This is a genomic window from Acidovorax sp. Root402 (genome assembly GCF_001425125.1).
GTDB classification, from domain to species: domain Bacteria; phylum Pseudomonadota; class Gammaproteobacteria; order Burkholderiales; family Burkholderiaceae_C; genus Acidovorax; species Acidovorax delafieldii.
In genome coordinates this window covers 198,674-225,466 of record NZ_LMDQ01000012.1, presented here as the reverse complement: position 1 = coordinate 225,466, position 26,793 = coordinate 198,674, and the positions used below count along the sequence as shown (strand labels likewise).

The following is a 26,793-nucleotide window of genomic DNA, read 5'->3' as shown; positions in this document are numbered from 1 at the left end:
CGGGCCATGGAGTCACTATCGGGACATACCCGTGTGTGCGCCGCACCATGCAAAAATCACGCAGTTGTTCGTAAAATCCTGCGCCATGAAAGCCTTTGACGCACTCGACAAGCTGGACCGCGCCATCCTGCGCCGCCTGCAGGACAACGGCCGCGAGACGTACGACGTCATCGGAGAACAGGTGGGCCTGTCGCCCAGCGCGGTGCTGCGCCGCGTCAAGCGGCTGGAAGACAGCGGCGTGATCCACCGCTACGTGGCCCTGGTGCAGCCCGAAGCGGTGGGGCTGGGGCTCACGGCGTACCTGAACGTGCGGCTGGAAAAACACACGGAAAGCCACAAGCGCAACCCCATGGACCTGTTCCGCGCCAGCGTGCAGACCTGGCCCGAGGTGGTGGAGTGCGCATCGCTCACCGGCGAAATGGACTACCTGCTGCGCGTGGTGGTGGCCGACATGGCGCACTACAGCCGCTTCATCATGGACACGCTGCTCAAGCACCCTAGCGTGCAGGACTGCAAGACCAGTTTTGTGCTCGACCGCGTGAAGGCGACGACGGCTGTGCCGGTGTAGTCCAACACAGGCCTTCACTCGTTGACAGGGCCTGCGCAAGTCACGGGCGTGACTCCCTGTGGCGTCTGTTGATGCGGTGGAGGTTGCTGTAAGGCGGTCCGCGCTTTACGCTCCGCCCCGTGCAGAGAAGGCTTGGCGCAGACGGGGGTGCAGCCACCCCAGCCGTCGCGTCTGCGACCCATGCTGAGGAGATCCGGGGCATGAATACTCTCAAATTGATAGCTGTTGAGGCATGATCTTCCAGCGCTTGGAGCCGATTTTTCCGCATTTTGAGTAGGATCACTATTTTGTTGCGGCGCAGCAATTTGGACTGGAAAAGATGAGGGAAAACCCTTATATTTAGCGACATGTTCGCAACCAAAGACTGGCTCAAGGCATCCTGGTACGCAGGCCGGGACCTGCTGCGCCCGGTAACCAGCGGCTCTTCTGCCTCTGACATTCACATCCACCAGCAGGAGACGCCCGTGATGGTTCCTATCCGCTCCCTGGGCCCCTCCTACCGGGAGCGGATCACCCAGCACCTGCTGCAGCTGGAGCCTGCAGACCGCTACCTGCGCTTTGGCTATGCCGCCAACGACGAACAGATCCGCCGCTACGCCGAGCAGCTCAACTTCGAGCGCGATGAAATCTTTGGCATCTACAACCGCCGCCTTGAGCTCATCGCCATGGCCCACCTGGCGTTTTCGGAAAACCCCGAACACAAGCCGTGTGCTGAATTCGGTGTGTCCGTGCTCAAGCAGGCACGGGGGCGCGGCTTTGGCGCGCGCCTGTTCGAGCGTGCCGTGATGCATGCGCGCAATGAGGGCGTGAACATGGTGTTCATCCATGCGTTGTCTGAAAACACCGCCATGCTCAAGATCGCGCGCAACGCCGGTGCCACCGTGCGCCGCGACGGGTCCGAGTCGGAGGCCTACTTGCAGATCCCACCCGCCAGCCTCGACACGCGCATGACCGAGATGGTCGAGCAGCAGTTCGCCGAGGTGGACTACCAGCTCAAAAAGCAGGCCAAGCAGTTCTGGGACTTTCTGGCCAATGTGCAGGAAGTGCGCAGCGGCGTGCAACACGCGCGCCACCAATCGGCCGAGTGAGCCATGGCGGTCACGCCCCCGGCCGTGACGCCGGTGGTGGCCGGCTGTCACGGCAATCCGCTATCCTAGGGGCCTGATTCACTACCGCACGTCCTGCACTCCAGACAGTGTCTGACCCGCACCCCGCGCACCCCGGGCGACCGCCCGAGAGGGAAGACAAGCGCACCTTCCTGCAGAAAGTGGCCGAGTTCATCCATCCTGGGCCGGACTCCACGGAAGAACTCATTGAAACCCTGGCCGAGGCCGAGGACAACGAGGTCATCGGCGCCGAATCGCGCGTGATGCTGGAGCGCGTGATCCGCATGGCCGACATGACGGCGGGCGATGTGATGGTGGCAGCACCGCGCATGGACCTCGTCAACATTGACGCGCCTTTCGATGAGCTGCTGCACCTGGTGATCAGCACCGCGCATTCACGGTTTCCGGTCTTCCAGGGCGAGCGCGAGAACATCATCGGCATCCTGATGGCCAAGGACCTGCTCAAGCTGCAGCGGGCGCCCGAGCTGAACATCCGTGCGTTGCTGCGCCCGGCAGCGTTTGTGCCCGAAAGCAAAGGCCTGAATGACCTGCTGCGCGAGTTCCGTGGCAACCGCAACCACCTGGCCATCGTGATCGACGAGTTTGGCCGCGTGGCCGGGCTCATCACCATCGAAGACGTGCTGGAGCAGATCGTCGGCGAGATTGAGGACGAGTTCGACATCCCCGAAGACGATGGCGACATCTTTGGCCTGGCCGACCGGACCTACCGTGTGAGTGGTGACACCCCCATCGAGCGTGTGGCCGAGGCCTTTGAGGTGACCATCGTGGGTAGCGACCCCAACGAGCATTTCGACACCATCGGCGGCCTGATTGCCCACGAAATGGGCCATGTGCCCAAGCGCGGTGAGCATCTGCAGCTCAGCGGCCTGCATTTTGTGGTGCTGCACACCAAGGGCGGGGCGGTGCGCTGGTTCAAGGTGTCCAGGGTCGAAGACACTCCCTCCGACGGCTGATGTCGCGGCGCTCTCGGATGGCGGGCGGGCCGCTGCTGCCGCAACTGCTGCTGGCACTGGCGGCGGGCCTGGCCCAGGCGGCCTCGCTGGCCTGGCCGGGCAGCGGCCAACCCTTGTGGTGGCTGCAGCTGGCTTCGGTGGCTGCGCTCGCCTGGATGGTGCGGCCTTTTGCTGTGGAGCACCCGCGCGTCGCTGCGCCCTGGCGGCGCGGTGCGCTCGTGGGTGGGTTGTTTGCCACCGCCTGGCTGGCAGGCACTTTCTGGTGGCTGTTCATTTCCATGCATTCTTATGGTGGCCTGCCCGCGCCTTTGGCCGTGGCAGCGGTGCTGGGGCTCGCTGCCTTTCTTGCCAGCTACTATTCGGCGGCTTTGGCCTTGTTTTGCCGGTATGCGCCGATGAATCGTGCCGGGAGTGCTCTTCTTTTCGGAGCGCTGTGGCTGCTGGCCGAACTGGCACGGGGCGTCTGGTGGACGGGGTTTCCGTGGGGTGCTGGCGGCTACGCGCATGTGGATGGGCCGCTCGCCGTGCTGGCCCGCCACATGGGGGTGTATGGCATCAGCGCGGTGGCTGCGGCGTTGGCGATGGGCGTGGTGCAGGTGCGTGCCACCGACCTGCGCACCGTGCGCTGGTGGGCGCTGGTGCTGGCGGCGGGCGGCCTGCTGGCCTGGGCCACGGTGGACCGGCTGTGCGCGGTCAATCTGTGCCACACCCCGGCACGGCGCGCAGCGCCCGCCCTGAGCCTGGAGCTGCTGCAGGGCAATATCCCCCAGGACGAAAAGTTCCAGTCCGGCAGCGGCGTGCCCGTGGCCCTGCAGTGGTATGCCGAGGCCCTGCGCAACGCCCAGGCTGACCTGGTGGTGGCGCCCGAGACCGCCATACCGCTGCTGCCGCAGCAGCTCATTCCGGGGTATCTGGAGGGCATCCAGCAACGCTATGCGCAAGGGGCCCAGGCCGCCATGGTGGGCATTCCGCTGGGGGATGAAGCGCAGGGCTACACCAACTCCGTGCTGGGCATGAGTGCCACGACCCAGGCAGAGCCCTACCGCTACGACAAGCACCACCTCGTGCCGTTTGGAGAGTTCATTCCGCCGTTCTTCAAGTGGTTCACGGCCATGATGAACATCCCGCTGGGTGACTTCAACCGGGGCACGGTGGGCCAGGCGTCGTTTGCCGTGGCGGGGCAGCGCATCGCGCCGAACATCTGCTACGAAGACTTGTTCGGCGAGGAGCTGGGCGCGCGATTCATCGACCCCGCCCAGGCCCCCACGGTGTTTGTCAACTTCAGCAACATCGGCTGGTTTGGCGACACCCTGGCCATCGACCAGCACTTGCACATCAGCCGCATGCGTGCGCTCGAATTCGAGCGCCCCATGGTGCGCGCCACCAACACGGGCGCCACCGTCATCATCGACCACCGGGGCGTTGTCACGCACCAGCTGGCCCGCTACACGCGCGGAGTGCTCAAGGGCGAGGTGCAGGGCCGGGGGCTGGACGCACAAAGTGGCTGGGCCATCACGCCTTACGCGTGGTGGGTGTCCCGCTGGGGGCTGTGGCCGCTGTGGGCGCTGGGGGCTCTGGTGCTGGTGGGGGCCATGGTCGCCAGCAGGGGCCGCAGGCCGCGTGGCAATTGATCCAGGTCAGGCATTGCGCCCGGCGGCGCAGGGGCCTGCGCACCCCCGTGTTTAGAGGCGGCTCCCTATGCCTTGATAATAGAGGCCCGCAACCGGGGGCTGGTGTTGCGTAAAACGATGATTTGAGGCGGGCCATCCGCCGTTCTGGAGCACGACTGAAAATGGCAGATTCCTTTTCCTACGAACAACTGATCGCCTCGGGCGAGGGCCGGCTGTTCGGCGCTGACAGCGGGCGTCTGCCGCTGCCACCCATGCTGATGTTTGACCGCATCACGCACATCGACAGCGATGGTGGCGCGCACGGGCTGGGAAAGATCCGCGCCGAGCTCGATGTCAAACCCGACCTCTGGTTCTTTGCCTGCCACTTCCAGGGCGACCCGGTCATGCCTGGCTGCCTGGGGCTCGACGCCATGTGGCAGCTCATCGGTTTTTACCTGACCTGGCTGCAACTGCCGGGCCGGGGCCGCGCGCTGGGTGCGGGCGAGGTCAAGTTCACCGGCGAGGTCGGCCCTGACGTGAAACTGGTCACCTACGAAATCGATATCAAGCGCGTCATCAAGCGCAAGCTGGTCATGGCCATCGGCGATGCCCGCCTGCTGGCCGATGGCAAGGAAATCTATGTGGCCAACGACCTTCGCGTGGGTCTGTTCAAGCGCGAGGAAGACGGTAAGGACGCAGCATGACCACCAAGAAGCGCGTAGTCATCACCGGCGCGGGCATCGTCTCGTGCATTGGCAACGACCTGGCCTCCGTGGAAGCTTCGCTGCGTGCGGGCACCAGCGGCATCAAGGCCGTGGAGAAGTTCAAGGAACTGGGCCTGCGCAGCCAGGTGGGCGGCGCCCCGGAGATCGATATCGAAGCGCGCATTGACCGCAAGCAGCTGCGCTTCATGGGCGATGCGGCGGCCTATGCGCAGATCGCACTGGAAGACGCTATCCAGCAAGCAGGCCTCACGCCCGAACAGGTCAGCCACCCGCGCACCGGCCTCATCATGGGGTCGGGTGGCGGCTCGCCCGCCAACCAGATCGAAGCGGCCGACACGCTGCGCGAAAAAGGCATCCGCCGCGTGGGGCCCTATCAGGTCACGCGCTGCATGAGCTCCACGGTTTCTGCGTGCCTGGCCACCAACTTCAAGGTCAAGGGCATCAACTACTCCATCACATCGGCCTGTTCCACGTCCGCCCACTGCATCGGCGCGGCCGCGCAGCAGATCGCCTGGGGTGTGCAGGATGTGATGTTTGCAGGCGGTGGCGAAGAGCTGAGCTGGGGCATGTCGCTGCTGTTTGACGGCATGGGCGCCATGTCCAGCAAGTACAACGAAACGCCCGAGAAGGCCTCACGCGCCTACGACGCGAACCGCGACGGCTTCGTGATCGCTGGCGGCGGCGGTGCCGTGGTGCTGGAGAGCCTGGAGCACGCCCAGGCCCGTGGCGCGACCATCCTGGCCGAAGTGGTGGGCTTTGGCGCCACCAGCGACGGTGAAGACATGGTGGCCCCGTCGGGCGACGGTGCCATTGCCTGCATGCAGCAAGCCATGGAAGGTCTGGACGCCCCCATCGACTACATCAACACCCACGGCACCTCCACCCCCGTGGGCGACATGCAGGAAGTGCGCGCCATGCGAGCCCTGTTTGGCGACAAGGTGCCACCGTTCTCGTCCACCAAGTCGCTCACCGGCCACTCGCTGGGCGCCACGGGCGTGCAGGAGGCCATCTACTGCATGATCATGCTGAACAAGGGCTTCATCGCTGGCTCTGCCAATGTCGAGACACCTGACCCGGCCCTGGGCTACATGCCTCTGGTCACGCAAACGCGTGATGCGCAGCTGAACACGGTGTTGTCCAACAGCTTCGGCTTTGGCGGCACCAACGCCAGCCTGGTGCTGCGCCGCTGGAACCACTGACTGCGGACTCCCCACCGCAACGGCCTGCCTGTCTCTGGACATGCAGGCCGTTTTTCATGGGCTCTATCGGCCCGTCAGCGCCTGACGGGCCTTGGGGTTGGGTTGCAGGGCCTCGTGCAGCAAGGCGGGCAACATGCCCAGCATGCGGGTGGCCTGCAGACCGGGCGGAAAGGCGCGCGCGTGGTAGCTGTACAGCGACATGGGGGCCAGCTCGTGCAGCTCCTGTGCCACCATCTGTGCAGGGTCCAGCCCCTTGGCGGTGAGAAAGTCCACCACCGTCCAGCCCATGCCCCGGCGCACCAGCTCCAAAGCGAGGCGTGATGTCTGCACCTGGATGCCGGGCCCGGCGGGGGAACCGAGGCGGTGTGCGATTTCGTCAATCGCCTGGCGCATGGGGTCGTCGCCCACCAGGCGGATCACGGGCACCTGCGCCAGCCGCGCACCGGGGCTGGCGGCACGGGGAGCACGCACCCACACGCTGGTCGCGACCGCCAGGTACAAGCGACCACTGACCAGCAGATCGCTCGCGATTTGTGGGTGGGGGTGTTTGTAGAAACCCAGGCAAAAGTCCACGCTGCGTGTGAGCAGGGCCTGCGTCATCTGGTCCTGGTGGATGGTGCGCACCTCCACACCCACCTGCGGATGCTGCTCGGCATGGTGCTGCAGCAGGCGCGGCAGAAATTCGTGCGTGATGGACGGTATGGCGCCCAGCCGCACATCGCCCGAATCACTGGTCGCCAGGTTGCGCGCAGTGCGCTTGAGGGAGTCCAGCTGCCGGTAAATGCCCGTGGACTCGGTGGCCAGCACCTGGGCCTCGGGCGTCGGGGTCAGGCCTGCCGGCGAGCGGTTGAATAGCCGGTAGCCCAGCTGCAACTCGGTGTGTGCCACGGCCTTGCTGATTGCTGAGGGCGTGATGCACAGCAACCGCGCCGCTGCGCTCATGTTGCCGGTTTGCAGCACGGCCTGAAAAACTTCCAGTTGTCTCAAGTTCATGGCGGAGTTGTCTTGTGGCGGTGGCCGAGGGGCACTTCATGGCCTTCGAACGGCAGTTCTGGGGTGTGAGCTGAATTCATAAGGGTGGGTCAATTATTCCGCATGACTGTGTTCTGGTTTCTCATAGGATGCGGCACCGCTTCACCGGCGGTTGTGAATAAAGCGGCGCAACGCGTGCTGCTACCCAAAAAAATCAGGAGACCTCTTCATGCGCATTTCTTCCTCCCCCACCGCCAGCCGCTGGCTCGCGGGTTTGCTGTTGTCTGCTGCCTCCGCCGTTGCCATGGCCCAGGCTGCCAAGCCCAATGTGGTAGTGCTGGCCACGGGTGGCACCATTGCCGGTGCGGGCGCCTCGGCCGCCAACAGCGCAACCTATGCCGCCGCCAAGGTGCCGGTGGACAAGCTCCTGGCAGGCCTGCCTGAGCTGGCCAATGTGGCCAAGGTGTCGGGTGAGCAGGTGTTCCAGATCGCCTCCGAGAGCTTCACCAACGAGCACCTGCTGCGCCTCGGCCAGCGCGTGTCGGCCCTGGCCAAGCAGGCGGACGTGGATGGCATCGTGATCACCCACGGCACGGACACCCTGGAAGAAACTGCGTACTTCCTGAACCTCACCGTGCGCACCAACAAGCCCATCGTGGTGGTCGGCTCCATGCGTCCCGGCACGGCCCTGTCGGCCGACGGCGCGCTGAACCTGTACGACGCCGTGACCGTGGCCGCCAGCAAGGACGCCGCCGGCAAGGGCGTGCTGGTCACGATGAACGACGAGATCCAGAGCGGTCGCGATGTGAGCAAGACCATCAACATCAAGACCGAGGCCTTCAAGAGCCAGTGGGGCCCGCTGGGCATGGTGGTGGAAGGCAAGAACTACTGGTTCCGCGCCCCGGTCAAGCGCCACACGACCAACTCCGAGTTCAACATCGACGACATCAAGGCGCTGCCCGCCGTGGACATCGTGTACGGCTACGGCAACATGAACACCACGGGCATCGAGGCCTACGGCAAGGCCGGCGTCAAGGCGCTGATCCATGCCGGCACCGGCAACGGCTCGGTGGCTGCACAGGCGGTCGATTCGCTCAAGGCCTTGCGTGGCCAGGGCGTGCAGATCATCCGTTCGGCCCGCGTGGCCGATGGTTTTGTGCTGCGCAATGCCGAGCAGCCCGACGACAAGTACGACTGGGTGGTGGCCCATGACCTGCGCCCCCAAAAGGCCCGCATTCTGGCCATGGTCGCTTTGACCAAGACCAACGACAGCAAGGAACTGCAGCGCATTTTCTGGGAGTATTGATCCCTGTTTTCGAGGTTTGAACGCCATGCTTTGACGCGATGCATGCGTTGACGGCCACACCCGTGTGGCCACCGGTACGCACCGGCTTATAGCTCGCGTGACTGGTTGGGAAGGCTGGGGCTCCAAAAGGGCTCCGGCCTTTTTTCATGGGCGCGGGCCGGTGTTGCTGGCGCTGGCGCAGCACGCGCGGCTGCGCGCCGTAAAATCACCGGTTTGCGCGCGCGATGCCCGTCCTTGTTGCCCATGGGGCGGCGGGCGCTGGGTTTGGCTCGCGCACCGCGTTTTCTTCTTTTTCCCCTTACTTGCCAGGCCCTGGCTTGCCAGTGCCTCAGCCACAGACGCCATGTTGACATTCCAGCAAATCATTTTGAAGCTGCAGTCCTACTGGGACGCGCAGGGTTGCGCCCTTTTGCAACCCTATGACATGGAAGTGGGCGCCGGCACCTCGCACACTGCCACTTTCCTGCGCGCCATCGGCCCCGAGCCCTGGAAGGCCGCCTACGTGCAGCCCAGCCGCCGCCCCAAGGACGGCCGCTACGGCGAGAACCCCAACCGCCTGCAGCACTACTACCAGTACCAGGTGGTGCTCAAGCCCGCACCGGCCAACATCCTGGAGCTGTACCTGGGCTCGCTCGAAGCCCTGGGCTTCGACCTGAAAAAGAACGACATCCGCTTTGTCGAAGACGACTGGGAGAACCCCACGCTCGGCGCCTGGGGCCTGGGCTGGGAGGTGTGGCTCAACGGCATGGAAGTCACGCAGTTCACCTACTTCCAGCAGGTCGGCGGCATCGACTGCAAGCCTGCCACGGGCGAGATCACCTACGGCCTGGAGCGCTTGGCCATGTACCTGCAGGGCGTGGACAACGTCTACAACCTCAAGTGGACCGACACCCTGAGCTACGGTGACGTGTACAAGCAAAACGAGGTGGAGCAGTCCACCTACAACTTCGAGCACAGCGACGCGGACTTCCTGTTCACCGCCTTCAACGCGCACGAAAAGCAGGCCAAGTACCTCATGGAGCAGCAGCTGGCGTTGCCCGCGTATGAGCAGGTGCTCAAGGCCGCGCACAGCTTCAACCTGCTGGATGCGCGGGGTGCGATCAGCGTGACCGAGCGTGCTGCCTACATCGGCCGCATCCGCAACCTGGCCCGTGCCGTGGCGCAGAGCTACTACGAAAGCCGCGAGCGCCTGGGCTTCCCCATGGCGCCGCGCGAGTGGGTGGAACAGATGACGAAGAAGGCTGCGTGAGAGAAATGACGATGACAACCCAAAACCTCCTCGTTGAACTGTTTGTCGAAGAGCTGCCGCCCAAGGCGCTGCAGAAGCTGGGCGATGCTTTCGCCACCGTGCTGGGCGACCAGCTCAAGGCCCTGGGCCTGGCGTCTGCCTCCTCGGTGGTCACGCCCTTTGCCTCGCCCCGCCGCCTGGCCGCGCATGTGACCGCCGTGGCCGACAAGGCCGCCGACAAGGCCGTGCAGCAAAAGCTGATGCCCGTGACCGTGGGCCTTCAAGCGGACGGCAACGCCACGCCTGCGCTGCTGAAAAAGCTGCAGGCGCTGGGCGCCGATGTGTCCAACCCCGCAGCCGCTGTGGCTGCCTTGAAGCGCGCGCAGGACGGCAAGGCCGAAGCCCTGTTCTACGACAGCGTGGTGCCCGGTGCCACGTTGGCGGCGGGCCTGCAAAAGGCGCTGGACGAAGCCATTGCCAAGCTCCCTATCCCCAAGGTGATGAGCTACCAGCTCGAAACCGACTGCGAGCTGCCCGGCTGGACCAGCGTGAATTTTGTGCGCCCCGCACACGGCCTGGTCGCGCTGCATGGCGGCACCGTGGTGCCCGTGAAGGCGCTGGGCCTGACCGCTGGCAACAGCACCACCGGCCACCGTTTTGAAGCCGCCGTGTCGCCCGTGGTGCTGGCCGATGCCGACAGCTACGCCGCCACGCTGAAGAAGGACGGCGCCGTGATCGCCAGCTTTGCCGAGCGCAAGGCCGAGATCGCGCGCCAGCTGGCTGCGGCTGCTGCGAAGGTGGGCAATGGCGCCCGCCCCATCGAAGACGAAGCACTGCTGGACGAAGTGACCGCGCTGGTGGAGCGCCCCAACGTGGTCATCTGCCAGTTTGAAGAGCAGTTCCTGGGTGTGCCACAAGAGTGCCTCATCCTCACGATGAAGGCCAACCAGAAGTACTTCCCGCTGCTGGACGCCGCGGGCAAGCTCACCAACAAGTTCCTGGTGGTCAGCAACATCAGCCCCGAAGACACGAGCTTTGTGACTGGCGGCAACGAGCGCGTGGTGCGCCCCCGCCTGGCCGATGCCAAGTTCTTCTTTGACCAGGACCGCAAGAAGACCCTGGCCTCGCGTGTCGAGGGCCTGGGCAAGGTGGTCTATCACAACAAGTTGGGCACGCAGGGTGAGCGCGTGGAGCGCGTGCGCGCCATTGCCAAGGCGATTGCATCCCAGCTGGGCGAAGCGCAACTGGTGCAGGATGCCGATCTGGCCGCGCAACTGGCCAAGACCGACCTCGTGACCGATATGGTGGGCGAGTTCCCCGAACTGCAGGGCATCATGGGCGGCTACTACGCCCTGAACGACGGCCTGGGCGAGACCGTGGCGAACGCGATCGAAGACCACTACAAACCCCGCTTTGCGGGCGACGCGCTGCCGCGCAACACCGCTGGTGTGGTGGTGGCGCTGGCCGACAAACTCGAAACCCTGGTCGGCATGTTCGGCATCGGCAACCTGCCCACAGGCGACCGCGATCCGTTCGCGCTGCGCCGCCATGCACTGGGTGTGATCCGCATGCTGGTCGAAAAAGACCTGCCGCTGGACTTGAGCGCGCTGCTGGCCTGTGCCGTGCCTGCCTTTGGCGACAAGATCACCGACGCCACGCCCGCTCTGGCCGACTTCATCTACGACCGACTTGCCGGCAGCCTGCGCGAGCAAGGCTACAGCGCGCAAGAAGTGGACGCCGTGCTGGCCCTGCGCCCCCAGCGCCTGGCCCTGGTCGAGAAGCAGCTGGCTGCAGTCCGTGCCTTTGCCGCCTTGCCCGAAAGCCCCGCCCTGGCAGCGGCCAACAAGCGCGTTGGCAACATCCTCAAGAAGGCCGAGGTCGAAGGCCCGGTGGATGCCCACGTCAACCCCAACCTGCTGCAGGAAAAGGCCGAGCAGGACCTGTACGCCGCGCTGCAGCGCTTTGTGCCCGAGGCCAATGCCCAGTTCGACGCGGGCGACTACACCGCCAGCCTGCAGACCCTGGCCGTGCTGCGTGCGCCCGTGGATGCGTTCTTTGACGACGTGATGGTGAACGCCGAGCAGCTGGACCTGCGCCTGAACCGCCAGGGCCTGCTCAAGACGTTGCACGAAGCCATGAACCGTGTGGCCGATTTGTCCCGTCTGGCGGCCTGACCCCTGGTGCTGGTAGGCTGGTGGTTCTCACAAGGCAAACCCCTCCTATGAAACTCGCCATCCTCGACCGCGACGGCACCCTCAACCCGATGGGGGATGAATACATCACTTCGGCCGACGAGTGGGCGGCGGTGCCCGGCGCGCTCGAAGCCATTGCCCGCCTCAACCATGCCGGCTGGCATGTGGTGGTCGCCACCAACCAGCCGGGACTGGGCCGGGGGCTGTTTGACGTGGTGGCGCTCAACGCCATCCACGCCAAGATGCACCGGCAGGTGGCGGCGGTGGGCGGGCGCATCGACGCGGTGTTCTACTGCCCCCATGCGGCCGACGAGGACTGCAGCTGCCGCAAGCCCGCCCCGGGCCTGCTGGAGCAGATTTGCGACCGCTATGGCATGGAGCGCAACGAGGTCCGCGTGGTCGGCAGCTGCGAGGCCCACCTGCAGGCGGGTGCCGCCCTGGGGGCCCAGTTGCACCTGGTGTGCACCGGCCGGTCTGCTGCGTTGCGGCCGGGCGGGGCGTTGCCTGCGGGGTTGCCGGCGGGTACGCAGTTGCACGCCAGCCTCGGAGATTTTGTGGACCAGTTGCTGCCGGTGGTGCCAAGCGCCGCAGCCGCCGTGGCCGCTGCGCCCTTGCCGCTGTCGTGACAAGGCGCAGCAGCATCTTGATGCTATTTAATTCATAGCTGTTGGCGCATATTTCACTAGCGCTTGCGGCCAAAAAGACATCCCAATGGCTCTTATCCGTTCTGTCATTCACCTTCTCTGGATGGGCATCACCGTGGTGCCCTACGCGCTGGCCATCATGCTGGGCACGCTGCTGGGCGTGCGGGGTGTGCCCCTTTACCGCATCGCCCGGGCCTGGCTGTCGCTGTGCATCAGCGGCGCGCGGGTGGTTCTGGGCATCCGCGCCGAGGTGACCGGCATGGAGAACCTGCCGCAGGGCGCCAACGAAGGCGCGATCCTGCTGGTCAAGCACCAGTCCACGTACGAGACCTTCCTGATGCCGGTGATCATGCCGCACCCCCTGGCCTACGTGTTCAAGAAGGAGCTGCTGCATGTGCCCTTCTTCGGCTGGGCCATCGGGCGGCTGGACATGATCCACATCGACCGCAACCAGCGCACGCAGGCCTTCAACAAGGTGGTGCAGCAGGGCAAGGACCTGCTGGCCAAGGGCATCTGGATCATCATGTTCCCCGAGGGCACGCGCATCGAGCGGGGGCAGAAGGGCAACTACAAGACCGGCGGTACGCGCCTGGCGATTGACACCGGTGCGCCGGTGATTCCGATCGCCGTGACCTCGGCCAAGGTGTGGCCGCGCAAGGCGTTCGTCAAGCGCCCCGGCGTGGTGGATGTGTCGATTGGCAAGCCCATCTCCAGCGTGGGGCGCCAGCCCGACGAACTGATGCGCGAGGTGGAGGCCTGGATCGAGGCCGAGATGCGTCGTCTGGACCCAGAGGCTTACCCAGCCCCTGCGGCCAACACCGCGGCACCCAGCGGGAAGTAAACCGACCGTGATGCAGCGGCTTGTGCAACTGGCGCTGGACCTGTTTGACCCGCCCGGGACCCCCGCAGCAGGCCCCAGTCCTGTGGCTGCAGGTTTCAAGCCCAATCAGCCACAAGCGCTAGTCGATCAATCGCCGGTAGCTCCTAAAACTATAGTGAGCCGGCCTGCGGCGCCTGCGGTGCCGCTGCCCTCGCTGTTGTCGCCTGCCGAATTCCGCCACCCCCAGGCCAGCCGCGAGGTGTTGCTGGGAGATGCCGTCGTGGCCTATGCGCTGCAGCGCGCGCGCCGCCGCAGCATCGGCTTTACCGTGGGGGCCGATGGCCTGTCGGTGCGGGCCCCCAGCTGGGTGACGCTGGGCGCAGTGGATGCCGCGCTGCGCGAGAAGTCCGACTGGATCTTGCGCAAGCTGTCGGAGGCGCGCGAGCGCCAGCAGCGCATGGAAGGCGGTCGTATCGTCTGGGCCCATGGCGCAGAGCTGCCCTATCTGGGAGAGCCGCTGAGGCTGGTGCTGGACCCGAGCCACGGCTTTGCGGGCAAAGGTGGAGCGCTGGTGGCGGCGGTGGAGCCGGGCGGCACAGCCACGACGCCCAGCCTGCACATTGGCCTGCCGCACAGCGCCAGCCCCGCACAGGTCCGCGATGTCGTCCAGGCCTGGTTGATGCGCGACGCGCGCCGCCACTTCACCGAGCGGCTGGACCATTTTGCCCCGCTGCTGGGCGTGCGCTGGGCCAGCCTGCGCCTGTCGAGCGCCAATACCCGCTGGGGCAGCGCCAAGGCCGACGGCTCCATCCGCCTGAACTGGCGCCTGCTGCACTACCGCCCGGCCATCATCGACTACGTCGTGGCGCACGAACTGGCCCACCTGCGCGTGATGGACCACAGTCCCCGTTTCTGGGACACCGTGGCCACCGTGGTGCCGGACTATGCGCAGCTGCGCAGCCATCTCCGTGATGAACCCGCCCCGCTATGGTGAATCCCCCCTGAGTCGCCTTCGGCGCCTTCCCTCAAGGGGGGCGACGCCCTCGCTGCGGGGCGGCCCTTGGCTTGCGTCCCTCGCGCCGGTCGCGCCCAGTCCAAACGTTTTGCCTAGTGCCCAGAAAGGATTGAAACCATGAAAAATACGCTCTCCTCCGTTACTCCCGCCGAAGGCTATGCCGGTGACGTGACGCCCCAACAGGCCTGGCAATGGGTGCAGGCGGGACAGGCCGTGCTGGTGGACGTGCGCAGCGACGCCGAACGCGAGTGGGTGGGCCACGTGCCCGGCGCCGCTGCGGTGGCCTGGAAGCAATGGCCGGGCATGGCGATGAACGCCGACTTTGATGCCCAGATGCGCGCTGCGGTGCCCGAGGGTGGACGGGCCGTGCTGCTGTGCCGCAGCGGTGTGCGCTCCATTGCCGCCGCGCGCCGCGCCACCGAGTTGGGTATCACCGCGTACAACATCCTCGAAGGGTTTGAGGGCGATGCGGATGCGCAAGGCCAACGCGGCAAACGTGGTGGCTGGCGCTTTCATGGCCTGCCGTGGAAGCAGGGCTGATTTGCTATCAAAAAAAGAGCTGCCAGCGCTTTTTCTACTAGCGCTGGCAGCTCAGAGGGCTTGAATCTGCGAGAGATTACTTGGTCAGTGGCGGAATCCGCAGCTTCTGGCCGGGATAGATCTTGTCGGGGTGGCTCAGCATGGGCTTGTTGGCCTCGAAGATCACGGGGTACTTGTTGGCGTCGCCATAGAACTTCTTGGCAATGGCGCTCAGGGTGTCGCCGCGCACCACGTCGTGGTATTGGGCCTCGGGCTCGGGGTTGGTCACCTCCATCAGGTTCTCGACGCTGGTCACGCTGGCCACGTTGCCGCAGCACAGGGTGACTTTTTCCTTGGCGGCCTGGGTGGGGGCGGTGCCCTTGACGGTGACCTTGCCTTGCGTGCCGTCGAATGCCACCTGTACGTTGCTGGCGCCCAGGTTCTGGGACGTGATGTAGGTCTCGATGGCCTTGGATGCCTTGGCGTTGAGTTCATCCTGCGTGGGGGCGGCTGCCGTGGCGGCCTGCGCTTCTTTGCCGCCGAACAGCTTTTCGCCGGCTTCCTTGATGAAACTGAAAAGACCCATGTCGTACCTCCTAATGTTGCAGAAACAGGAAGGACCACTGTAGCGGGTACGGGCGGCTGCATCGTGTCGGACAGGGGCGCGACACGATTTTTCACAATTTGGGGGCCGGGGAGAGGTGGTGCCGCCGTGGCTGTCGCCCTCGGGCAGGGGCGCATCGCAAAACTCGGGATAATCGGCCGCATGACTTTTCTGGCCATCGACGTCGGTAACACCCGTCTCAAATGGGCGTTGTACGACGCTCCCCGCCCCGGGGCTGCGCTCATTGCGCATGGCGCCGAGTTTCTCGACCACATCGACCGCCTGGCCGAAGGCAGCTGGGCCTCGCTGCCCCATCCGACACGCATGCTGGGCTGTGTGGTGGCGGGAGATGCCGTCAAACGCCGCGTACAGGAACAGATGGAAATCTGGGACGTCACCCCCTCGTGGGTGGTGTCATCGGCGCAAGAGGCGGGGTTGACCAACGGCTACGACCACCCCTCGCGCCTGGGCTCGGACCGGTGGGTGGCCATGATCGGCGCACGCCACCATGTGCTGGCAAGCGGCCCTGCACGGCCGCTGGTGGTGGTGATGGTGGGCACGGCCGTGACGGTGGAGTGCATCGACACCGAGGGCCGCTTCATGGGCGGCCTGATCCTGCCCGGCCACGGCATCATGCTGCGTGCGCTTGAATCCGGCACCGCCGGCCTGCACGTGCCTACGGGCGAAGTGCGCCCGTTCCCCACCAACACCAGCGATGCGCTGACCAGCGGCGGCACCTACGCCATCGCGGGGGCCGTGGAGCGCATGTACCAGCACCTGTTGCAGCACTGCGGCCAGGAGCCTGCCTGCATCATGACCGGCGGCGCCGGCTGGAAGATGGCGCCCAGCATGACACGGCCGTTTGAGCTGGTGGACAACCTGATTTTTGACGGACTTCTGGAGATTGCAGCGCAGCGGTTTGGGGGCTGAGGGCTTTTGAGCTCCGCATCCATAGCAGCGCGACACGGCAATCTACTGCAAACCTCTGTGCAAAACTGGCGCTGCGCAAGCCAGAGGCACCGAGCAAGGGCCGTCCCGTAGCGAGGGTGTCGTCCCCCTTCCCGAATGGCGTAGCCAGTCGAGAGAAGGGGGAAGCGGCAAAGCCGCTCAGGGGGATGCCTCTTACTCTTCTTCCAGTTCCGCCCGTGCCATCTCCACATCCAGCCGCTCCATGGCATCCATGGGTTCTGCGGTGGCGGCCTTTTCGTAGAGCGCAGTGGCTTCCTTCATCTTCTTGTCGCCCTCCAGCATGACGAGGGCATTGGCGTACTCAATCATGGCGATGGCCGATCCCGGGTTGAGCTTGAGGGCCTCCTGGAACAGCTTGAGGCCCGTGTCCTTCTTGGCGCCATAGGTCATGCCGCCAATCAGCGAACCCACCTTGTCGATCACCTCCGCATGGAAGGCACCCAGCGCAATGCGCGCATCGGCGTGTTTGGGCGACAGGGCGATGGCCTTTTCCAGCGACTCCTTCACCTTGCCGCCCAGGCCCTGCGCCAGCGCCTTGGCCACGCTGATGCCCTGGCTGTAGCGGCCCAGCGCATACGCATGCCAGTACCAGGCGTTGGCGTTGTTCGGTTCTGCGGCTGCCTGGGCCTCGGCCCTTTCGGCCACCTGCATGAACAGGTCCAGCCGCGTCTTTTCCTTGGGCTCCAGGTAGTTGGCGTAGATGGAGGTGGCCTTGTTGGCTGCGGTAATGCCCGCTCCACCGGCCGCCAGGCCTGCAGCCGCCGCTTTCTCAAAGTCGCCGTTGTGGAACAGTGCCCACGCTTCCAGCGCGGCTGCGTCCTTGGGGCAGGGTTCGGCATCACCGCCATGCAGTCGTGCCCATTGCTTCTTGACGCTCGCAGCGTCGAACTGGTAGTCGCCGGCGTGGGGGAAGGGGGTCCATTTGGCCATGGTGTGTGTCTCCGGAAGTTCTTGTGGTTGGGTGTCTGTGGTGGGCCGTCTCTGTATCAGCCAGGCACTGCGGCGTAGGCGCCGACCAGCTCCAGCAAGTGGGCCCGCTGGCCGCTTTCGAGGTAGGGCATGAGCAGGTTCAGCACATGGTGGGCTCCGCGCAGCAGCGCGGCCTGGGCGCTTTCAGGCTCCAGCGCGCGGCGCGGGTCGCGCACGTATTCAAAACTGAGCCAGTAGGTGAGCACAACGACCATGCTGGTGGCGGTGGCCTCCAGCTCGCGCGAGTCGATGTGCAGCGCGTCTGCGCGTCCCATGCCATCGAGCATGGCGCGCACGGCGCGGGTCTTGTTCTTAAGGATGGCCTGGAAGTGCGTCTCCAGGCGCCGGTTCTTGGACAGCAGGTCGTTGAGATCGCGGTACAGAAAGCGGTACTGCCAGATCAGCTCGAACAGCGAGTGCATGAAGAACCAGGCGTCCTCCACATTGCGCACGCCATCTGCTGCGGCCAGCAGCTCGGTGAGCGAGCCTTCGTAGCGATCAAACAGCGCGTTGATCAGCTCGTCCTTGGCGGGGTAGTGGTAGTAGAGATTGCCAGGGCTGATGCGCAACTCGGCCGAGATCAGGGTGGTGGAGACGTTGGGTTCACCGAACCGGTTGAACAGGTCCAGCGTCACTTCCAGAATGCGTTCTGCGGTGCGGCGTGGCGCTTTCTTCACCATGTGTGTGGGCCCCTTCGCGTCGTTGTGTGTCGTTGTTGCGTTGTCTCTGATGGCTACTCTAACCCACGCAGTCATGCTGCAGTGCGACATGAGAAGAGGGCGCGCGTGTCGCTCCCGGATCGCTTTTAGCGCACTTCACGGGTTTCACCAAAAAAAGAAAAGCGGTCCAGGCGCCGTGGCGCGCGGACCGCTTGGTGCGGGCTGGGTGCTTGCCGCTGGCAAGCCGTGATCAGCTGGCCGACGGCGTGCTGGTGGCTGCGTCGGCAGCCGCACGTGTTGCGGTCTTCTTGGCCACAGCCTTCTTGGCGGGGGCCTTGGCTGCAGGCTTTGCCGCTGCCTTGACAGGCGCGGCCTTCTTTGCAGCCGCCTTCTTGGCAGGGGCCTTGGCAACAGGCTTGGCGGCTGCCTTGGCAGCAGCTTTGGCGGGTGCAGCCTTGCTGCCCTTGGCCAGGGCGTCCACACGGGCGCTCAGGGCTTCCAGGTCGCGGGCCGAGGGCACGCCCAGCTTGGCGAGGGCCTTGGCCACGCGGTCTTCAAAGATGTTCTCGAGCTTGTCCCACTGGCCCTGGGCCTTGGAGCCGATGTCGCTGGCCATGGTGGTCACGCGGCTGGTGGCTTCGGTGATCTTTTCTTCGGCCACGGCCTGGGTCTTGCGCTGGATGGTCAGGCCTTCCTTGACCAGGGCTTCAAACACCTTGCCACCTTCTTCCTGCGCCTTGGAGAAGGCACCCAGACCGGCCAGCCAGATCTGCTGGGCGGAGTCCTTGACGGTGCTGGACAGTTGGGCGTTGCTCTTCTTCTTGTCAGCGCTGAGTTTCTGCAGTTTCTTGACCATAAGGCCTCCATGGTGCGGTTGGTTGGGGTTGCCGGGGCGATTTTGCCTTCGACGCATGGCCGCACTGTACGCCGCACGGTGCGCAAGGTGTAGGCGCGCGCTCCTAAAAATGTAGAGCGTGCCATCTAGCCCGCCTGCCCGCTGGGCACCTAGCATCGGCGCGGGTTTCTGCTGAATCGGGGTGTGCAGGCCTTGGGCAAGAATGAAGCTATCTCAGAGGAGTTATCCATGCAGTATTTCGTGACGGGGGCAACAGGGTTCATTGGCAAGCGGCTGGTCAAGAAGCTGCTGGAGCGCAAGGGGGCGGTGGTGCATTTCCTGATCCGCAAGGAAAGTGCGGACAAGGTGGCCGACCTGCGCAGCTTCTGGGGCGTAGGCCCTGCACGCGCCATCCCCGTGTTTGGCGACCTCACCGCCAAGAAGCTGGGCGTCTCGGCAGACGACGTGAAGAAGCTCAAGGGCCAGATCGACCACTTCTACCACCTGGCCGCGGTGTATGACCTCTCTGCTGACGAAGAAACCCAGGTGGCCGTGAACATCGAGGGAACGCGCAACACGGTGGACCTGGCCAAGGCGATTGATGCCGGGCACTTCCACCATGTCTCCTCCATCGCGGCCGCAGGTCTGTACGAAGGCGTGTTCCGCGAAGACATGTTCGAGGAAGCCGAGGGCCTGGACCACCCGTACTTCCAGACCAAACACGAGAGCGAAAAGATCGTGCGCCAAGACTGCAAGGTGCCATGGACGGTGTACCGCCCGGCCATGGTGGTGGGCGACAGCCAGACCGGCGAGATGGACAAGATCGATGGGCCCTACTACTTCTTCAAGCTCATCCAGCGCCTGCGCCAGCTGCTGCCGCCCTGGATGCCCACCGTGGGCCTGGAAGGCGGGCGCGTGAACATCGTGCCGGTGGACTTTGTGGTGAATGCACTGAACGTCATCAGCCACCAAAAAGACATCACCAAGAAGTGTTATCACCTGGTGGACCCAGTGGGTTACCGTGTAGGCGATGTGCTCGACATCTTCAGCCGCGCCGCCCATGCGCCGCGCATGAATCTGTTCGTCAACGCAGCGCTGCTGGGCTTCATTCCCAAGAGTGTGAAGAAGAGCCTGATGGCACTGGCGCCCGTGCGCCGCGTGCGCAACGCGGTGATGAAGGACCTGGGCCTGCCCGAGGACATGCTCACCTTCGTGAACTACCCCACGCGCTTTGATTGCCGCGAAACGTTGGCCGCGCTCAAGGGCTCCGGCGTCACATGCCCCAATCTCAAGGACTACGCCTGGCGGCTGTGGGACTACTGGGAGCGCAATCTGGACCCCGAGCTGTTCATCGACCGCACGCTCAAGGGCACGGTGGCGGGCAAGGTGGTGCTGATCACCGGTGGATCGTCCGGCATTGGGCTGGCGGCAGCGCACAAGTTTGCCGAGGCAGGCGCCACCACCATCATCTGCGGGCGTGACCAGGACAAGCTCGACGAGGCCTGTGCCGAAGCCAAGGCCAAGGGTTACCAGTTCATCGCCTATTCGGCAGACATTGCCGACATGACCGACTGCGACCGTTTTGTGCAGTTGCTCATCGACAACCACGGCGGTGTGGACTTCCTCATCAACAACGCGGGCCGCTCCATCCGCCGCGCCATCGAGTCGAGCTACGACCGCTTCCACGACTACGAGCGCACCATGCAGCTCAACTATTTCGGCTGCCTGCGCGTGACCATGGGCTTTCTGCCCGGCATGGTGGCTAAGCGCAAGGGCCATGTGGTCAACATCAGCTCCATCGGCGTGCTGACCAATGCGCCACGCTTTTCGGCCTATGTGGCCAGCAAGGCGGCGCTGGACGCGTGGACGCGCTGTGCCTCCAGCGAGTTTGCCGACCAGGGCATCACCTTCACCACCATCAACATGCCCCTGGTGCGCACCCCAATGATTGCGCCCACCAAGATCTACAACAACGTGCCCACGCTGAGCCCCGAGGAGGCGGCGGACATGATTGCCCAGGCCTGCATCTTCAAGCCGGTGCGCATCGCCACGCGGCTGGGCATCACCGGCCAGCTGCTGCACGCGCTGGTGCCACGCGTGGCGCAGATCACCATGAACACGAGCTTTCGCATGTTCCCGGATTCCACCGCCGCCAAGGGCGCCAAGGATGCCAAACCGCAGTTGTCCGCCGAGGCGGTAGCGCTGCAGCAAATGATGCGTGGCATCCACTTCTGAAGCTGCTCCGCATCGCTCGAATGGGCCCGTGTTGAACTCTGTTACCCAGAAGCTAGGCGGACAGGGATAATCACGGGCTTTGCCAACTCGGCATTACATACAGCCTCCCTATGATTTTGGTAACTGGCGGCGCGGGTTTTATTGGCGCTAACTTTGTCCTTGACTGGCTTGCTGCGTCGAGCGAGCCCGTCGTCAACCTCGACAAGCTCACTTATGCGGGCAATCTGCACAACTTGGACGGTGTGCAAGGAAATGCGCGGCACATCTTTGTGCAAGGGGATATTTGCGACTCTGCGTTGGTAGCCCAGCTGCTGACCGAGCACAAGCCCCGCGCGGTGGTGAATTTCGCAGCCGAGTCGCATGTGGACCGTTCTATCCACGGCCCCGAGGATTTCATCCAGACCAACATCGTCGGCTCATTCCGCCTGCTCGAAGCCGTGCGCGCTTACTGGACTGTGCTGCCCGAGGGCGAACGTGCCGCCTTCCGGTTGCTGCACGTATCCACCGACGAGGTGTACGGCTCGCTCGCACCCACTGACCCGGCCTTCACCGAGACACGTGGCTTCGAGCCCAACAGTCCCTACAGCGCCAGCAAAGCCGCAAGCGACCATCTGGTGCGCGCATGGCACCACACCTACGGCCTGCCGGTCCTCACCACTAACTGCAGCAACAACTACGGGCCGTACCACTTCCCTGAGAAGCTGATCCCGCTAATGATCGTCAACGCGCTGGCCGGCAAGAGCCTGCCGGTGTATGGCGACGGCATGCAGGTGCGCGACTGGCTCTATGTGAAAGACCACTGCAGCGCTATCCGCCGCGTGCTGGAAGCCGGTACGCCCGGCGAGACCTATAACGTGGGCGGCTGGAACGAGAAGCCCAACATCGAGATCGTTAACATGGTGTGTGCGCTGCTCGACGAGCTGCGCCCCCGCGCCGACGGCCGGAGCTACAAGGCCCAGATCACCTACGTGAAAGACCGCCCCGGCCACGACCGCCGCTACGCGATCGATGCGCGCAAGATCGAGCGTGAGCTGGGCTGGAAGCCTGCAGAAACCTTCGACACCGGCATCCGCAAGACCGTGCAGTGGTACCTGGAGAATGGCGACTGGGTGGCCAGCGTGCAGACTGGTGCATACCGCGATTGGGTGGAGACCCAGTACGAGCAGCAGCCAACCCCCGCAGCGGACGCCCGCGCATGAACATCCTGCTCTTTGGCAAAGGCGGCCAGGTTGGCTGGGAGTTGCAGCGTAGCTTGTCCATGTTGGGCACGGTCACGGCGCTGGACCACGACAGCGCGGACCACTGCGGCGACTTTGCGAACCCGACGGGTGTGGCCGAGACGGTGCGCGCCCTGCGCCCCGATGTCATCGTTAATGCCGCGGCCCACACGGCGGTGGACAAGGCCGAGAGCGAAGCCGACTTCGCACGCACGCTGAACGCCATTACCCCCGGTGCCATCGCGCAGGAGGCAGCCAAGCTTGGCTCCTGGCTGGTGCACTACAGCACCGACTACGTCTTCGATGGCAGCGGCAGCCGCCCCTGGCTCGAAACTGACACACCCGCTCCCTTGAGTGTGTACGGTCGCACTAAGCTCGAAGGCGAGCAGCTCATTGCAGAGGCTTGCGCAAAGCACTTGATCCTGCGCACCAGCTGGGTCTATGCGGCGCGTGGTGGCAACTTCGCCAAGACCATGCTGCGCCTGGCGCAGGAACGTGAGCGCCTGACTGTGATCGACGACCAGTGGGGAGCGCCCACGGGTGCCGATCTTCTGGCCGACGTGACGGCACATGCCCTGAGCCACTTGCTACAGCGCCCTCAGGATGCGGGTCTGTACCACTGTGTCGCAGCCGGTGAAACGAACTGGAACGAGTACGCAAAGTTCGTGATCGCGCAGGCGCAGCTTGCGCAACCTGCTATCCAAATCAAAGCAAAAGAAGTCGCTCCCGTCCCTTCGAGCGCATTTTCCACTCCTGCCGTGCGCCCGCACAACTCGCGCCTTCATACCGGCAAGCTGCAAGCCACCTTCGGCCTGCAGATGCCCCACTGGCAAGCGGGCGTGGCGCGCATGCTGGCTGAAATCCTCTGATCGGCACCCTCACATGACGCAACGCAAAGGCATCATCCTTGCCGGAGGCTCCGGTACCCGGCTGCATCCGGCCACCTTGGCCATCAGCAAGCAACTGCTGCCGGTGTACGACAAGCCCATGATCTACTACCCGCTGAGCACCCTGATGCTCGCGGGCATCCGCGACATCCTGGTCATCAGCACGCCGCAGGACACGCCGCGGTTTGAGCAACTGCTGGGCGACGGCAGCCAATGGGGCCTGAACCTGCAATATGCCGTGCAGCCCAGTCCGGATGGCCTGGCGCAGGCATTCATCATCGGAGAGGCTTTCCTGGCCGGTGCGCCCAGTGCGCTGGTGCTGGGCGACAACATTTTCTACGGCCACGACTTCCACGAGCTGCTGAACAACGCCCGGCAGCGAGAAGTGGGGGCCAGTGTTTTTGCCTACCATGTGCAGGACCCTGAGCGCTATGGCGTGGCTGAGTTCGATTCCCGGGGCAAAGTGCTTTCTCTGGAGGAAAAACCAGCGCAACCCAAGAGCAGCTATGCGGTCACAGGCCTTTACTTTTACGACGACCAGGTGGTTGAGATGGCCAAGAAACTTCAGCCCTCGCCGCGTGGAGAGCTGGAGATCACTGACTTGAACCGTCTGTATCTGGAGCAAGGGCAGTTGAGCGTAGAGATCATGGGGCGGGGTTATGCGTGGCTCGATACAGGTACGCATGAAAGTCTCCTGGAGGCGGGCCAGTTCATCGCCACGCTGGAACACCGCCAGGGGCTGAAGATTGCGTGCCCCGAAGAAATCGCCTGGCGTTCACAATGGATTGATAGTGCGCAGTTGGAGCGTCTATCTCAGCCGTTGGTCAAAAGTGGGTATGGTCAGTACTTGATGCGCCTGCTCAAAGACAAGATTTATTGATAGGCGCTGTTCATGCAAGCTACACGGTTGGCTATTCCTGATGTTGTACTGATCGAGCCCCAGGTATTTGGAGACGCGAGGGGGTTCTTCTATGAGAGCTTCAATCAACGGGTTTTCAACGAGGCGACAGGCACATCCCACCAGTTCGTCCAAGACAACCACAGCCGCAGCGCCCAAGGGGTACTGCGGGGGTTGCACTACCAGATTCATCAGCCTCAAGGGAAGTTGGTCCGTGTAGTCAGTGGTTCGGTCTTTGATGTGGCTGTTGATATCCGCCGCAGTTCACCCACCTTCGGTCAATGGGTTGGGGCTGAACTCAGTGCCGACAATCACCGACAGTTGTGGGTGCCTCCAGGATTCGCGCATGGTTTTGTCGTGCTCAGCGAAACGGCCGAATTTCTGTACAAGACCACGGACTACTATGCGCCCGCATACGAGAGGTGCATAGCCTGGAACGATCCAGTTCTGGCCATCGATTGGCGGTTGACCGCAGAGCCGCGCCTGTCCGCCAAAGACGCTCAAGGGGTCAAGCTGTCTCATGCCGAGGTATTCCCCTGACGCTGGGTACCAAATCTCTATTGGCGCGGTGGATTGGCAGTACCTTGGCTCAGTGCCTGCCGCATTGACTCGTAGAGTGCGTCAGATCCGAACTGGGGGTTGTCTGGGTCGAACGAAAAGATGTTGTGGCCTCGTGCCACAAGCTTGCCCTCCCAGCGGGGCTCCATGAAAAAAGACAAAAATTCAGCCCCCCTGGCAGCATGCTGGTCCAGTGTGCGCTGAAGCGTCGGCGTATTCATGGCCTTGAGTGGGTGAAATTCCGTGACTCCGTAACCCCGGTGTCCCGTGGCCCTGTACCACTGTCCAAACGCCTGCCCGTAACTCGCATCTCCGTACAGGCTTACCCCGAGGCGTATTCCTTGTTGCTCGCGCAGCGACGCATCAATGGCGAACTTGTGAGCATCCCAACTAGGATTCGCGAAAGGAACGATCTGGTGTGTGTAGTGAGGTACGTTACTAAGACATGACTCATGAACTACATCGTTAAAGAACCGAAGGTAGTCCACCACCTGCTGTCCTCTGAACTGGTGCCACAACGGTACCAAGGGGTTGTAGTAATAAGAGGATTCATCAACAGGCATGTCGATGCTCGCAGGGGGTGACGGTATGGCGGTCGTACTGGGTGGAAGTGGTTGTTGAGGTAGCTGCTTGGGAGGTGTTTGCGCCCTGTCCATGATGGCAATGTGCCGCGTGCCGAGAGGTTTGAGGCGTCCCGGGGTCTGCTCCAGGAATACGTCGATGCGATGTATGCCGGCAGGCAGGCGTCGGAAATCCATGTCCAGTCGCCAGCCGGTGTCGGCGTTGCCAAACTCTGGCTTTGCTTTCAGTACATCCTGTCGCCCCTTGTCCACCGGCGTTTTGCCCACGAACACGCCGTTGCGAAACACATGCACCCAAGCCGGTCCCGATCCTTCGGTGCGCGAGACATAGGCCCATCCGGAAATGGGCAGGGTTCCTTGCGCAAAAGAATCGATGTGCTCGGTGTATCGCTGCAGTGGTTCAACGCGAATGTCTTTGGAAGGAGGTACTACTTCGTCAAAAGAGGCGTAATCGGCCCCCACCGCTCGGTTGAGCTTTCCCACGCTTTGAAACTCGTCGCGCAGGAATGTACGAAATGCAGCAATGGATTGCGGGCTGTAATCGGTAACGCGGTAGGGAGGGGTGAATCCCATGCCACTTTCAAAATCAGGAAACAGGTGATGCAGTTCGCCTAGAAGAGTGACTCCACGAATTTTGGCGATGTCGTGTGCGGGTAATCGACACACCGCATCCAACATTGCGCGTGCAGCTTGAACGCGGCGCTTGGTCAGCTCCGTGTGAGGGGTTGCAAAAGTCCAGTTATGGATAGGCGCACCGTAGTAACTGCTTTGTACGAGGGGGCCGTCACGTGTTTGCGCAAGGTTGCCAGCATCCTGGGCCAGCGCCTTTTCCAGTGAGGCGTTTGTAGAGAAGTGTGTCGAAAACAGGTACAGGATCAAAGGCCGGTCGGTATCACGGATCGTTCGCACCAAGCGATCAACCATGGGGCTATCAATTTCCCAACCGCCATGGATGTCCTTGCGAAACAGTTGTAGCAAAGGTACTGGCAGTGTGTAACCCAGTGGATACGCGTTCTGTGCGCTGGACGAGGGGCGCAGCGTGGAAAGCGTTGATTCCACCAATGCCGCTGCCGAGCCTCGTGGGCCCATGCAACTGCGTTCTAGATCCCCCGTGTGGGGCTCCTGGGTGGTGTCTGTAGGCGCAGCAATGCACGTATCGATGGCGCCAATCATGGGTGCGAGCAGCATTGGCGCTTTGCTGTGCAAGTTGTTTTTCGTGTGGTTGTACAGCAGGTGTACTCCTGCTGCGCCTGCAACGAGCACGCAGCACGCAGCGAGGATGGTGGAAAGCGCCGTCGTGCGACTGGCTGGATTAAAAGGACTCATATTTGCATGCCTGGATCGGATTACCAAGTGCCGACGAATGTAAAGCACTGGCACTTGTGCACTTCTTAACTGATTGCGCAACGGTCGGGTGAAAGTGGGCTTTGCGTCAGTGTTTCATGGTGCAAAGCTATCTAATTTGTAGCGCTTGCGCCGGATCTGTGCTTCCACTGCCCATCG

Annotated in this window: 25 protein-coding genes; 19 read left to right on the top strand and 6 right to left on the bottom strand. The window is 63.6% G+C overall.

The window, feature by feature from the left end; translation table 11 throughout:
- The first annotated feature begins 85 nt into the window (after positions 1 to 85).
- From ASC83_RS06125 to fabB, 6 genes are all read left to right on the top strand, one after another.
- A complete protein-coding gene (locus ASC83_RS06125; protein ID WP_015012403.1) occupies positions 86 to 568 on the top strand; it encodes an Lrp/AsnC family transcriptional regulator in 483 nt (160 codons plus the stop codon).
- Positions 569 to 915: 347 nt separating this feature from the next.
- The gene (locus tag ASC83_RS06120) at positions 916 to 1,656 is read left to right on the top strand and encodes a GNAT family N-acetyltransferase (protein WP_056059504.1); all 741 of its coding nucleotides are present in this window, start codon (positions 916 to 918) and stop codon (positions 1,654 to 1,656) included.
- 107 nt (positions 1,657 to 1,763) lie between these two features.
- The gene (locus ASC83_RS06115) at positions 1,764 to 2,648 is read left to right on the top strand and encodes an HlyC/CorC family transporter (protein ID WP_056059502.1); all 885 of its coding nucleotides are present in this window, start codon (positions 1,764 to 1,766) and stop codon (positions 2,646 to 2,648) included.
- On the top strand, positions 2,648 to 4,279 hold the full coding sequence (gene lnt / locus ASC83_RS06110) for an apolipoprotein N-acyltransferase (RefSeq protein WP_056059501.1): 1,632 nt from the start codon (positions 2,648 to 2,650) through the stop codon (positions 4,277 to 4,279). Before ASC83_RS06115 ends, lnt begins: the two co-directional genes overlap by 1 nt.
- A gap of 161 nt (positions 4,280 to 4,440) precedes the next feature.
- A complete protein-coding gene (fabA, locus tag ASC83_RS06105) occupies positions 4,441 to 4,962 on the top strand; it encodes a 3-hydroxyacyl-[acyl-carrier-protein] dehydratase FabA (RefSeq protein WP_008907199.1) in 522 nt (173 codons plus the stop codon).
- Positions 4,959 to 6,182, top strand: a complete 1,224-nt coding sequence (gene fabB, locus ASC83_RS06100; RefSeq protein WP_056059499.1) for a beta-ketoacyl-ACP synthase I — start codon at positions 4,959 to 4,961, stop codon at positions 6,180 to 6,182. Before fabA ends, fabB begins: the two co-directional genes overlap by 4 nt.
- A gap of 63 nt (positions 6,183 to 6,245) precedes the next feature.
- Here fabB and ASC83_RS06095 read toward each other — a convergent pair whose 3' ends face one another.
- A complete protein-coding gene (locus ASC83_RS06095) occupies positions 6,246 to 7,175 on the bottom strand; it encodes a LysR family transcriptional regulator (RefSeq protein WP_056059497.1) in 930 nt (309 codons plus the stop codon).
- Positions 7,176 to 7,383: 208 nt separating this feature from the next.
- On the opposite strand from ASC83_RS06095, the gene ASC83_RS06090 reads away from it, so the two are divergent.
- The 7 genes from ASC83_RS06090 (at position 7,384) to ASC83_RS06060 (ending at position 14,899) form a co-directional block, all read left to right on the top strand.
- A complete protein-coding gene (locus tag ASC83_RS06090; RefSeq protein ID WP_056059495.1) occupies positions 7,384 to 8,460 on the top strand; it encodes a type II asparaginase in 1,077 nt (358 codons plus the stop codon).
- A 343-nt stretch (positions 8,461 to 8,803) separates the two neighbouring features.
- Positions 8,804 to 9,709, top strand: coding sequence for a glycine--tRNA ligase subunit alpha (gene glyQ / locus ASC83_RS06085; protein WP_010462637.1), 906 nt, complete (start codon positions 8,804 to 8,806; stop codon positions 9,707 to 9,709).
- An 11-nt stretch (positions 9,710 to 9,720) separates the two neighbouring features.
- Positions 9,721 to 11,862 carry a glycine--tRNA ligase subunit beta gene (gene glyS, locus ASC83_RS06080; protein ID WP_056059493.1) on the top strand — a complete coding sequence of 714 codons (2,142 nt, stop codon included), beginning with the start codon at positions 9,721 to 9,723 and terminating at the stop codon, positions 11,860 to 11,862.
- Positions 11,863 to 11,909: 47 nt separating this feature from the next.
- Positions 11,910 to 12,506, top strand: coding sequence for a D-glycero-beta-D-manno-heptose 1,7-bisphosphate 7-phosphatase (gene gmhB, locus ASC83_RS06075; RefSeq protein ID WP_056059492.1), 597 nt, complete (start codon positions 11,910 to 11,912; stop codon positions 12,504 to 12,506).
- A gap of 85 nt (positions 12,507 to 12,591) precedes the next feature.
- Positions 12,592 to 13,365 (top strand): 1-acyl-sn-glycerol-3-phosphate acyltransferase, encoded by a 774-nt coding sequence (locus ASC83_RS06070; RefSeq protein WP_056059490.1) that lies wholly within the window; start codon positions 12,592 to 12,594, stop codon positions 13,363 to 13,365.
- A gap of 10 nt (positions 13,366 to 13,375) precedes the next feature.
- Positions 13,376 to 14,338 (top strand): M48 family metallopeptidase, encoded by a 963-nt coding sequence (locus tag ASC83_RS06065; RefSeq protein ID WP_056059488.1) that lies wholly within the window; start codon positions 13,376 to 13,378, stop codon positions 14,336 to 14,338.
- Positions 14,339 to 14,476: 138 nt separating this feature from the next.
- Complete coding sequence (locus ASC83_RS06060; protein WP_056059486.1) at positions 14,477 to 14,899, top strand: rhodanese-like domain-containing protein; 423 nt, start codon at positions 14,477 to 14,479, stop codon at positions 14,897 to 14,899.
- 76 nt (positions 14,900 to 14,975) lie between these two features.
- Here ASC83_RS06060 and lysM read toward each other — a convergent pair whose 3' ends face one another.
- Positions 14,976 to 15,464 carry a peptidoglycan-binding protein LysM gene (lysM, locus tag ASC83_RS06055; RefSeq protein WP_056059483.1) on the bottom strand — a complete coding sequence of 163 codons (489 nt, stop codon included), beginning with the start codon at positions 15,462 to 15,464 and terminating at the stop codon, positions 14,976 to 14,978.
- A gap of 180 nt (positions 15,465 to 15,644) precedes the next feature.
- Between lysM and ASC83_RS06050 the strand changes: the two genes are divergently transcribed.
- Positions 15,645 to 16,412 carry a type III pantothenate kinase gene (locus ASC83_RS06050; RefSeq protein WP_056059481.1) on the top strand — a complete coding sequence of 256 codons (768 nt, stop codon included), beginning with the start codon at positions 15,645 to 15,647 and terminating at the stop codon, positions 16,410 to 16,412.
- Positions 16,413 to 16,604: 192 nt separating this feature from the next.
- On the opposite strand, the gene ASC83_RS06045 is transcribed toward ASC83_RS06050, so the two are convergent.
- From ASC83_RS06045 to ASC83_RS06035, 3 genes are all read right to left on the bottom strand, one after another.
- Positions 16,605 to 17,381 (bottom strand): hypothetical protein, encoded by a 777-nt coding sequence (locus ASC83_RS06045; RefSeq protein ID WP_056059480.1) that lies wholly within the window; start codon positions 17,379 to 17,381, stop codon positions 16,605 to 16,607.
- 56 nt (positions 17,382 to 17,437) lie between these two features.
- Positions 17,438 to 18,100, bottom strand: a complete 663-nt coding sequence (locus tag ASC83_RS06040) for a TetR/AcrR family transcriptional regulator (protein WP_056059478.1) — start codon at positions 18,098 to 18,100, stop codon at positions 17,438 to 17,440.
- A 229-nt stretch (positions 18,101 to 18,329) separates the two neighbouring features.
- On the bottom strand, positions 18,330 to 18,935 hold the full coding sequence (locus ASC83_RS06035) for a phasin family protein (RefSeq protein ID WP_056059476.1): 606 nt from the start codon (positions 18,933 to 18,935) through the stop codon (positions 18,330 to 18,332).
- 228 nt (positions 18,936 to 19,163) lie between these two features.
- Here ASC83_RS06035 and ASC83_RS06030 point away from each other — a divergent pair, with 228 nt between their 5' ends.
- The 5 genes from ASC83_RS06030 (at position 19,164) to rfbC (ending at position 24,691) form a co-directional block, all read left to right on the top strand.
- Positions 19,164 to 21,149 (top strand): SDR family oxidoreductase, encoded by a 1,986-nt coding sequence (locus ASC83_RS06030; RefSeq protein WP_056059473.1) that lies wholly within the window; start codon positions 19,164 to 19,166, stop codon positions 21,147 to 21,149.
- A gap of 110 nt (positions 21,150 to 21,259) precedes the next feature.
- Complete coding sequence (rfbB, locus tag ASC83_RS06025; RefSeq protein ID WP_056059470.1) at positions 21,260 to 22,348, top strand: dTDP-glucose 4,6-dehydratase; 1,089 nt, start codon at positions 21,260 to 21,262, stop codon at positions 22,346 to 22,348.
- Positions 22,345 to 23,235, top strand: a complete 891-nt coding sequence (gene rfbD / locus ASC83_RS06020; protein ID WP_056059468.1) for a dTDP-4-dehydrorhamnose reductase — start codon at positions 22,345 to 22,347, stop codon at positions 23,233 to 23,235. Before rfbB ends, rfbD begins: the two co-directional genes overlap by 4 nt.
- A gap of 13 nt (positions 23,236 to 23,248) precedes the next feature.
- Positions 23,249 to 24,133: a glucose-1-phosphate thymidylyltransferase RfbA gene (rfbA, locus tag ASC83_RS06015; RefSeq protein WP_056059467.1), complete on the top strand. Its 885-nt coding sequence runs from the start codon at positions 23,249 to 23,251 to the stop codon at positions 24,131 to 24,133.
- Between the two features lie 12 nt (positions 24,134 to 24,145).
- Positions 24,146 to 24,691 (top strand): dTDP-4-dehydrorhamnose 3,5-epimerase, encoded by a 546-nt coding sequence (gene rfbC, locus ASC83_RS06010; protein ID WP_056059465.1) that lies wholly within the window; start codon positions 24,146 to 24,148, stop codon positions 24,689 to 24,691.
- Between the two features lie 17 nt (positions 24,692 to 24,708).
- Here rfbC and ASC83_RS06005 read toward each other — a convergent pair whose 3' ends face one another.
- Positions 24,709 to 26,616 (bottom strand): hypothetical protein, encoded by a 1,908-nt coding sequence (locus tag ASC83_RS06005; protein WP_056059463.1) that lies wholly within the window; start codon positions 26,614 to 26,616, stop codon positions 24,709 to 24,711.
- Positions 26,617 to 26,793: the final 177 nt, after the last annotated feature.

Bases quoted from the DNA above. Each gene is read 5' to 3' on its own strand.
- rfbC (WP_056059465.1), top strand. From the start codon at position 24,146: ATGCAAGCTACACGGTTGGCTATTCCTGATGTTGTACTGATCGAGCCC.
- rfbA (WP_056059467.1), top strand. From the start codon at position 23,249: ATGACGCAACGCAAAGGCATCATCCTTGCCGGAGGCTCCGGTACCCGG.
- ASC83_RS06060 (WP_056059486.1), top strand. From the start codon at position 14,477: ATGAAAAATACGCTCTCCTCCGTTACTCCCGCCGAAGGCTATGCCGGT.
- ASC83_RS06035 (WP_056059476.1), bottom strand. From the start codon at position 18,935: ATGGTCAAGAAACTGCAGAAACTCAGCGCTGACAAGAAGAAGAGCAAC.
- ASC83_RS06125 (WP_015012403.1), top strand. From the start codon at position 86: ATGAAAGCCTTTGACGCACTCGACAAGCTGGACCGCGCCATCCTGCGC.
- ASC83_RS06050 (WP_056059481.1), top strand. From the start codon at position 15,645: ATGACTTTTCTGGCCATCGACGTCGGTAACACCCGTCTCAAATGGGCG.
- rfbB (WP_056059470.1), top strand. From the start codon at position 21,260: ATGATTTTGGTAACTGGCGGCGCGGGTTTTATTGGCGCTAACTTTGTC.
- lnt (WP_056059501.1), top strand. From the start codon at position 2,648: ATGTCGCGGCGCTCTCGGATGGCGGGCGGGCCGCTGCTGCCGCAACTG.
- ASC83_RS06030 (WP_056059473.1), top strand. From the start codon at position 19,164: ATGCAGTATTTCGTGACGGGGGCAACAGGGTTCATTGGCAAGCGGCTG.
- ASC83_RS06005 (WP_056059463.1), bottom strand. From the start codon at position 26,616: ATGAGTCCTTTTAATCCAGCCAGTCGCACGACGGCGCTTTCCACCATC.
- ASC83_RS06040 (WP_056059478.1), bottom strand. From the start codon at position 18,100: ATGGTGAAGAAAGCGCCACGCCGCACCGCAGAACGCATTCTGGAAGTG.
- ASC83_RS06065 (WP_056059488.1), top strand. From the start codon at position 13,376: ATGCAGCGGCTTGTGCAACTGGCGCTGGACCTGTTTGACCCGCCCGGG.
- glyS (WP_056059493.1), top strand. From the start codon at position 9,721: ATGACAACCCAAAACCTCCTCGTTGAACTGTTTGTCGAAGAGCTGCCG.
- ASC83_RS06090 (WP_056059495.1), top strand. From the start codon at position 7,384: ATGCGCATTTCTTCCTCCCCCACCGCCAGCCGCTGGCTCGCGGGTTTG.
- rfbD (WP_056059468.1), top strand. From the start codon at position 22,345: ATGAACATCCTGCTCTTTGGCAAAGGCGGCCAGGTTGGCTGGGAGTTG.
- ASC83_RS06070 (WP_056059490.1), top strand. From the start codon at position 12,592: ATGGCTCTTATCCGTTCTGTCATTCACCTTCTCTGGATGGGCATCACC.
- glyQ (WP_010462637.1), top strand. From the start codon at position 8,804: ATGTTGACATTCCAGCAAATCATTTTGAAGCTGCAGTCCTACTGGGAC.
- lysM (WP_056059483.1), bottom strand. From the start codon at position 15,464: ATGGGTCTTTTCAGTTTCATCAAGGAAGCCGGCGAAAAGCTGTTCGGC.
- ASC83_RS06095 (WP_056059497.1), bottom strand. From the start codon at position 7,175: ATGAACTTGAGACAACTGGAAGTTTTTCAGGCCGTGCTGCAAACCGGC.
- ASC83_RS06045 (WP_056059480.1), bottom strand. From the start codon at position 17,381: ATGGCCAAATGGACCCCCTTCCCCCACGCCGGCGACTACCAGTTCGAC.
- fabB (WP_056059499.1), top strand. From the start codon at position 4,959: ATGACCACCAAGAAGCGCGTAGTCATCACCGGCGCGGGCATCGTCTCG.
- gmhB (WP_056059492.1), top strand. From the start codon at position 11,910: ATGAAACTCGCCATCCTCGACCGCGACGGCACCCTCAACCCGATGGGG.
- fabA (WP_008907199.1), top strand. From the start codon at position 4,441: ATGGCAGATTCCTTTTCCTACGAACAACTGATCGCCTCGGGCGAGGGC.
- ASC83_RS06120 (WP_056059504.1), top strand. From the start codon at position 916: ATGTTCGCAACCAAAGACTGGCTCAAGGCATCCTGGTACGCAGGCCGG.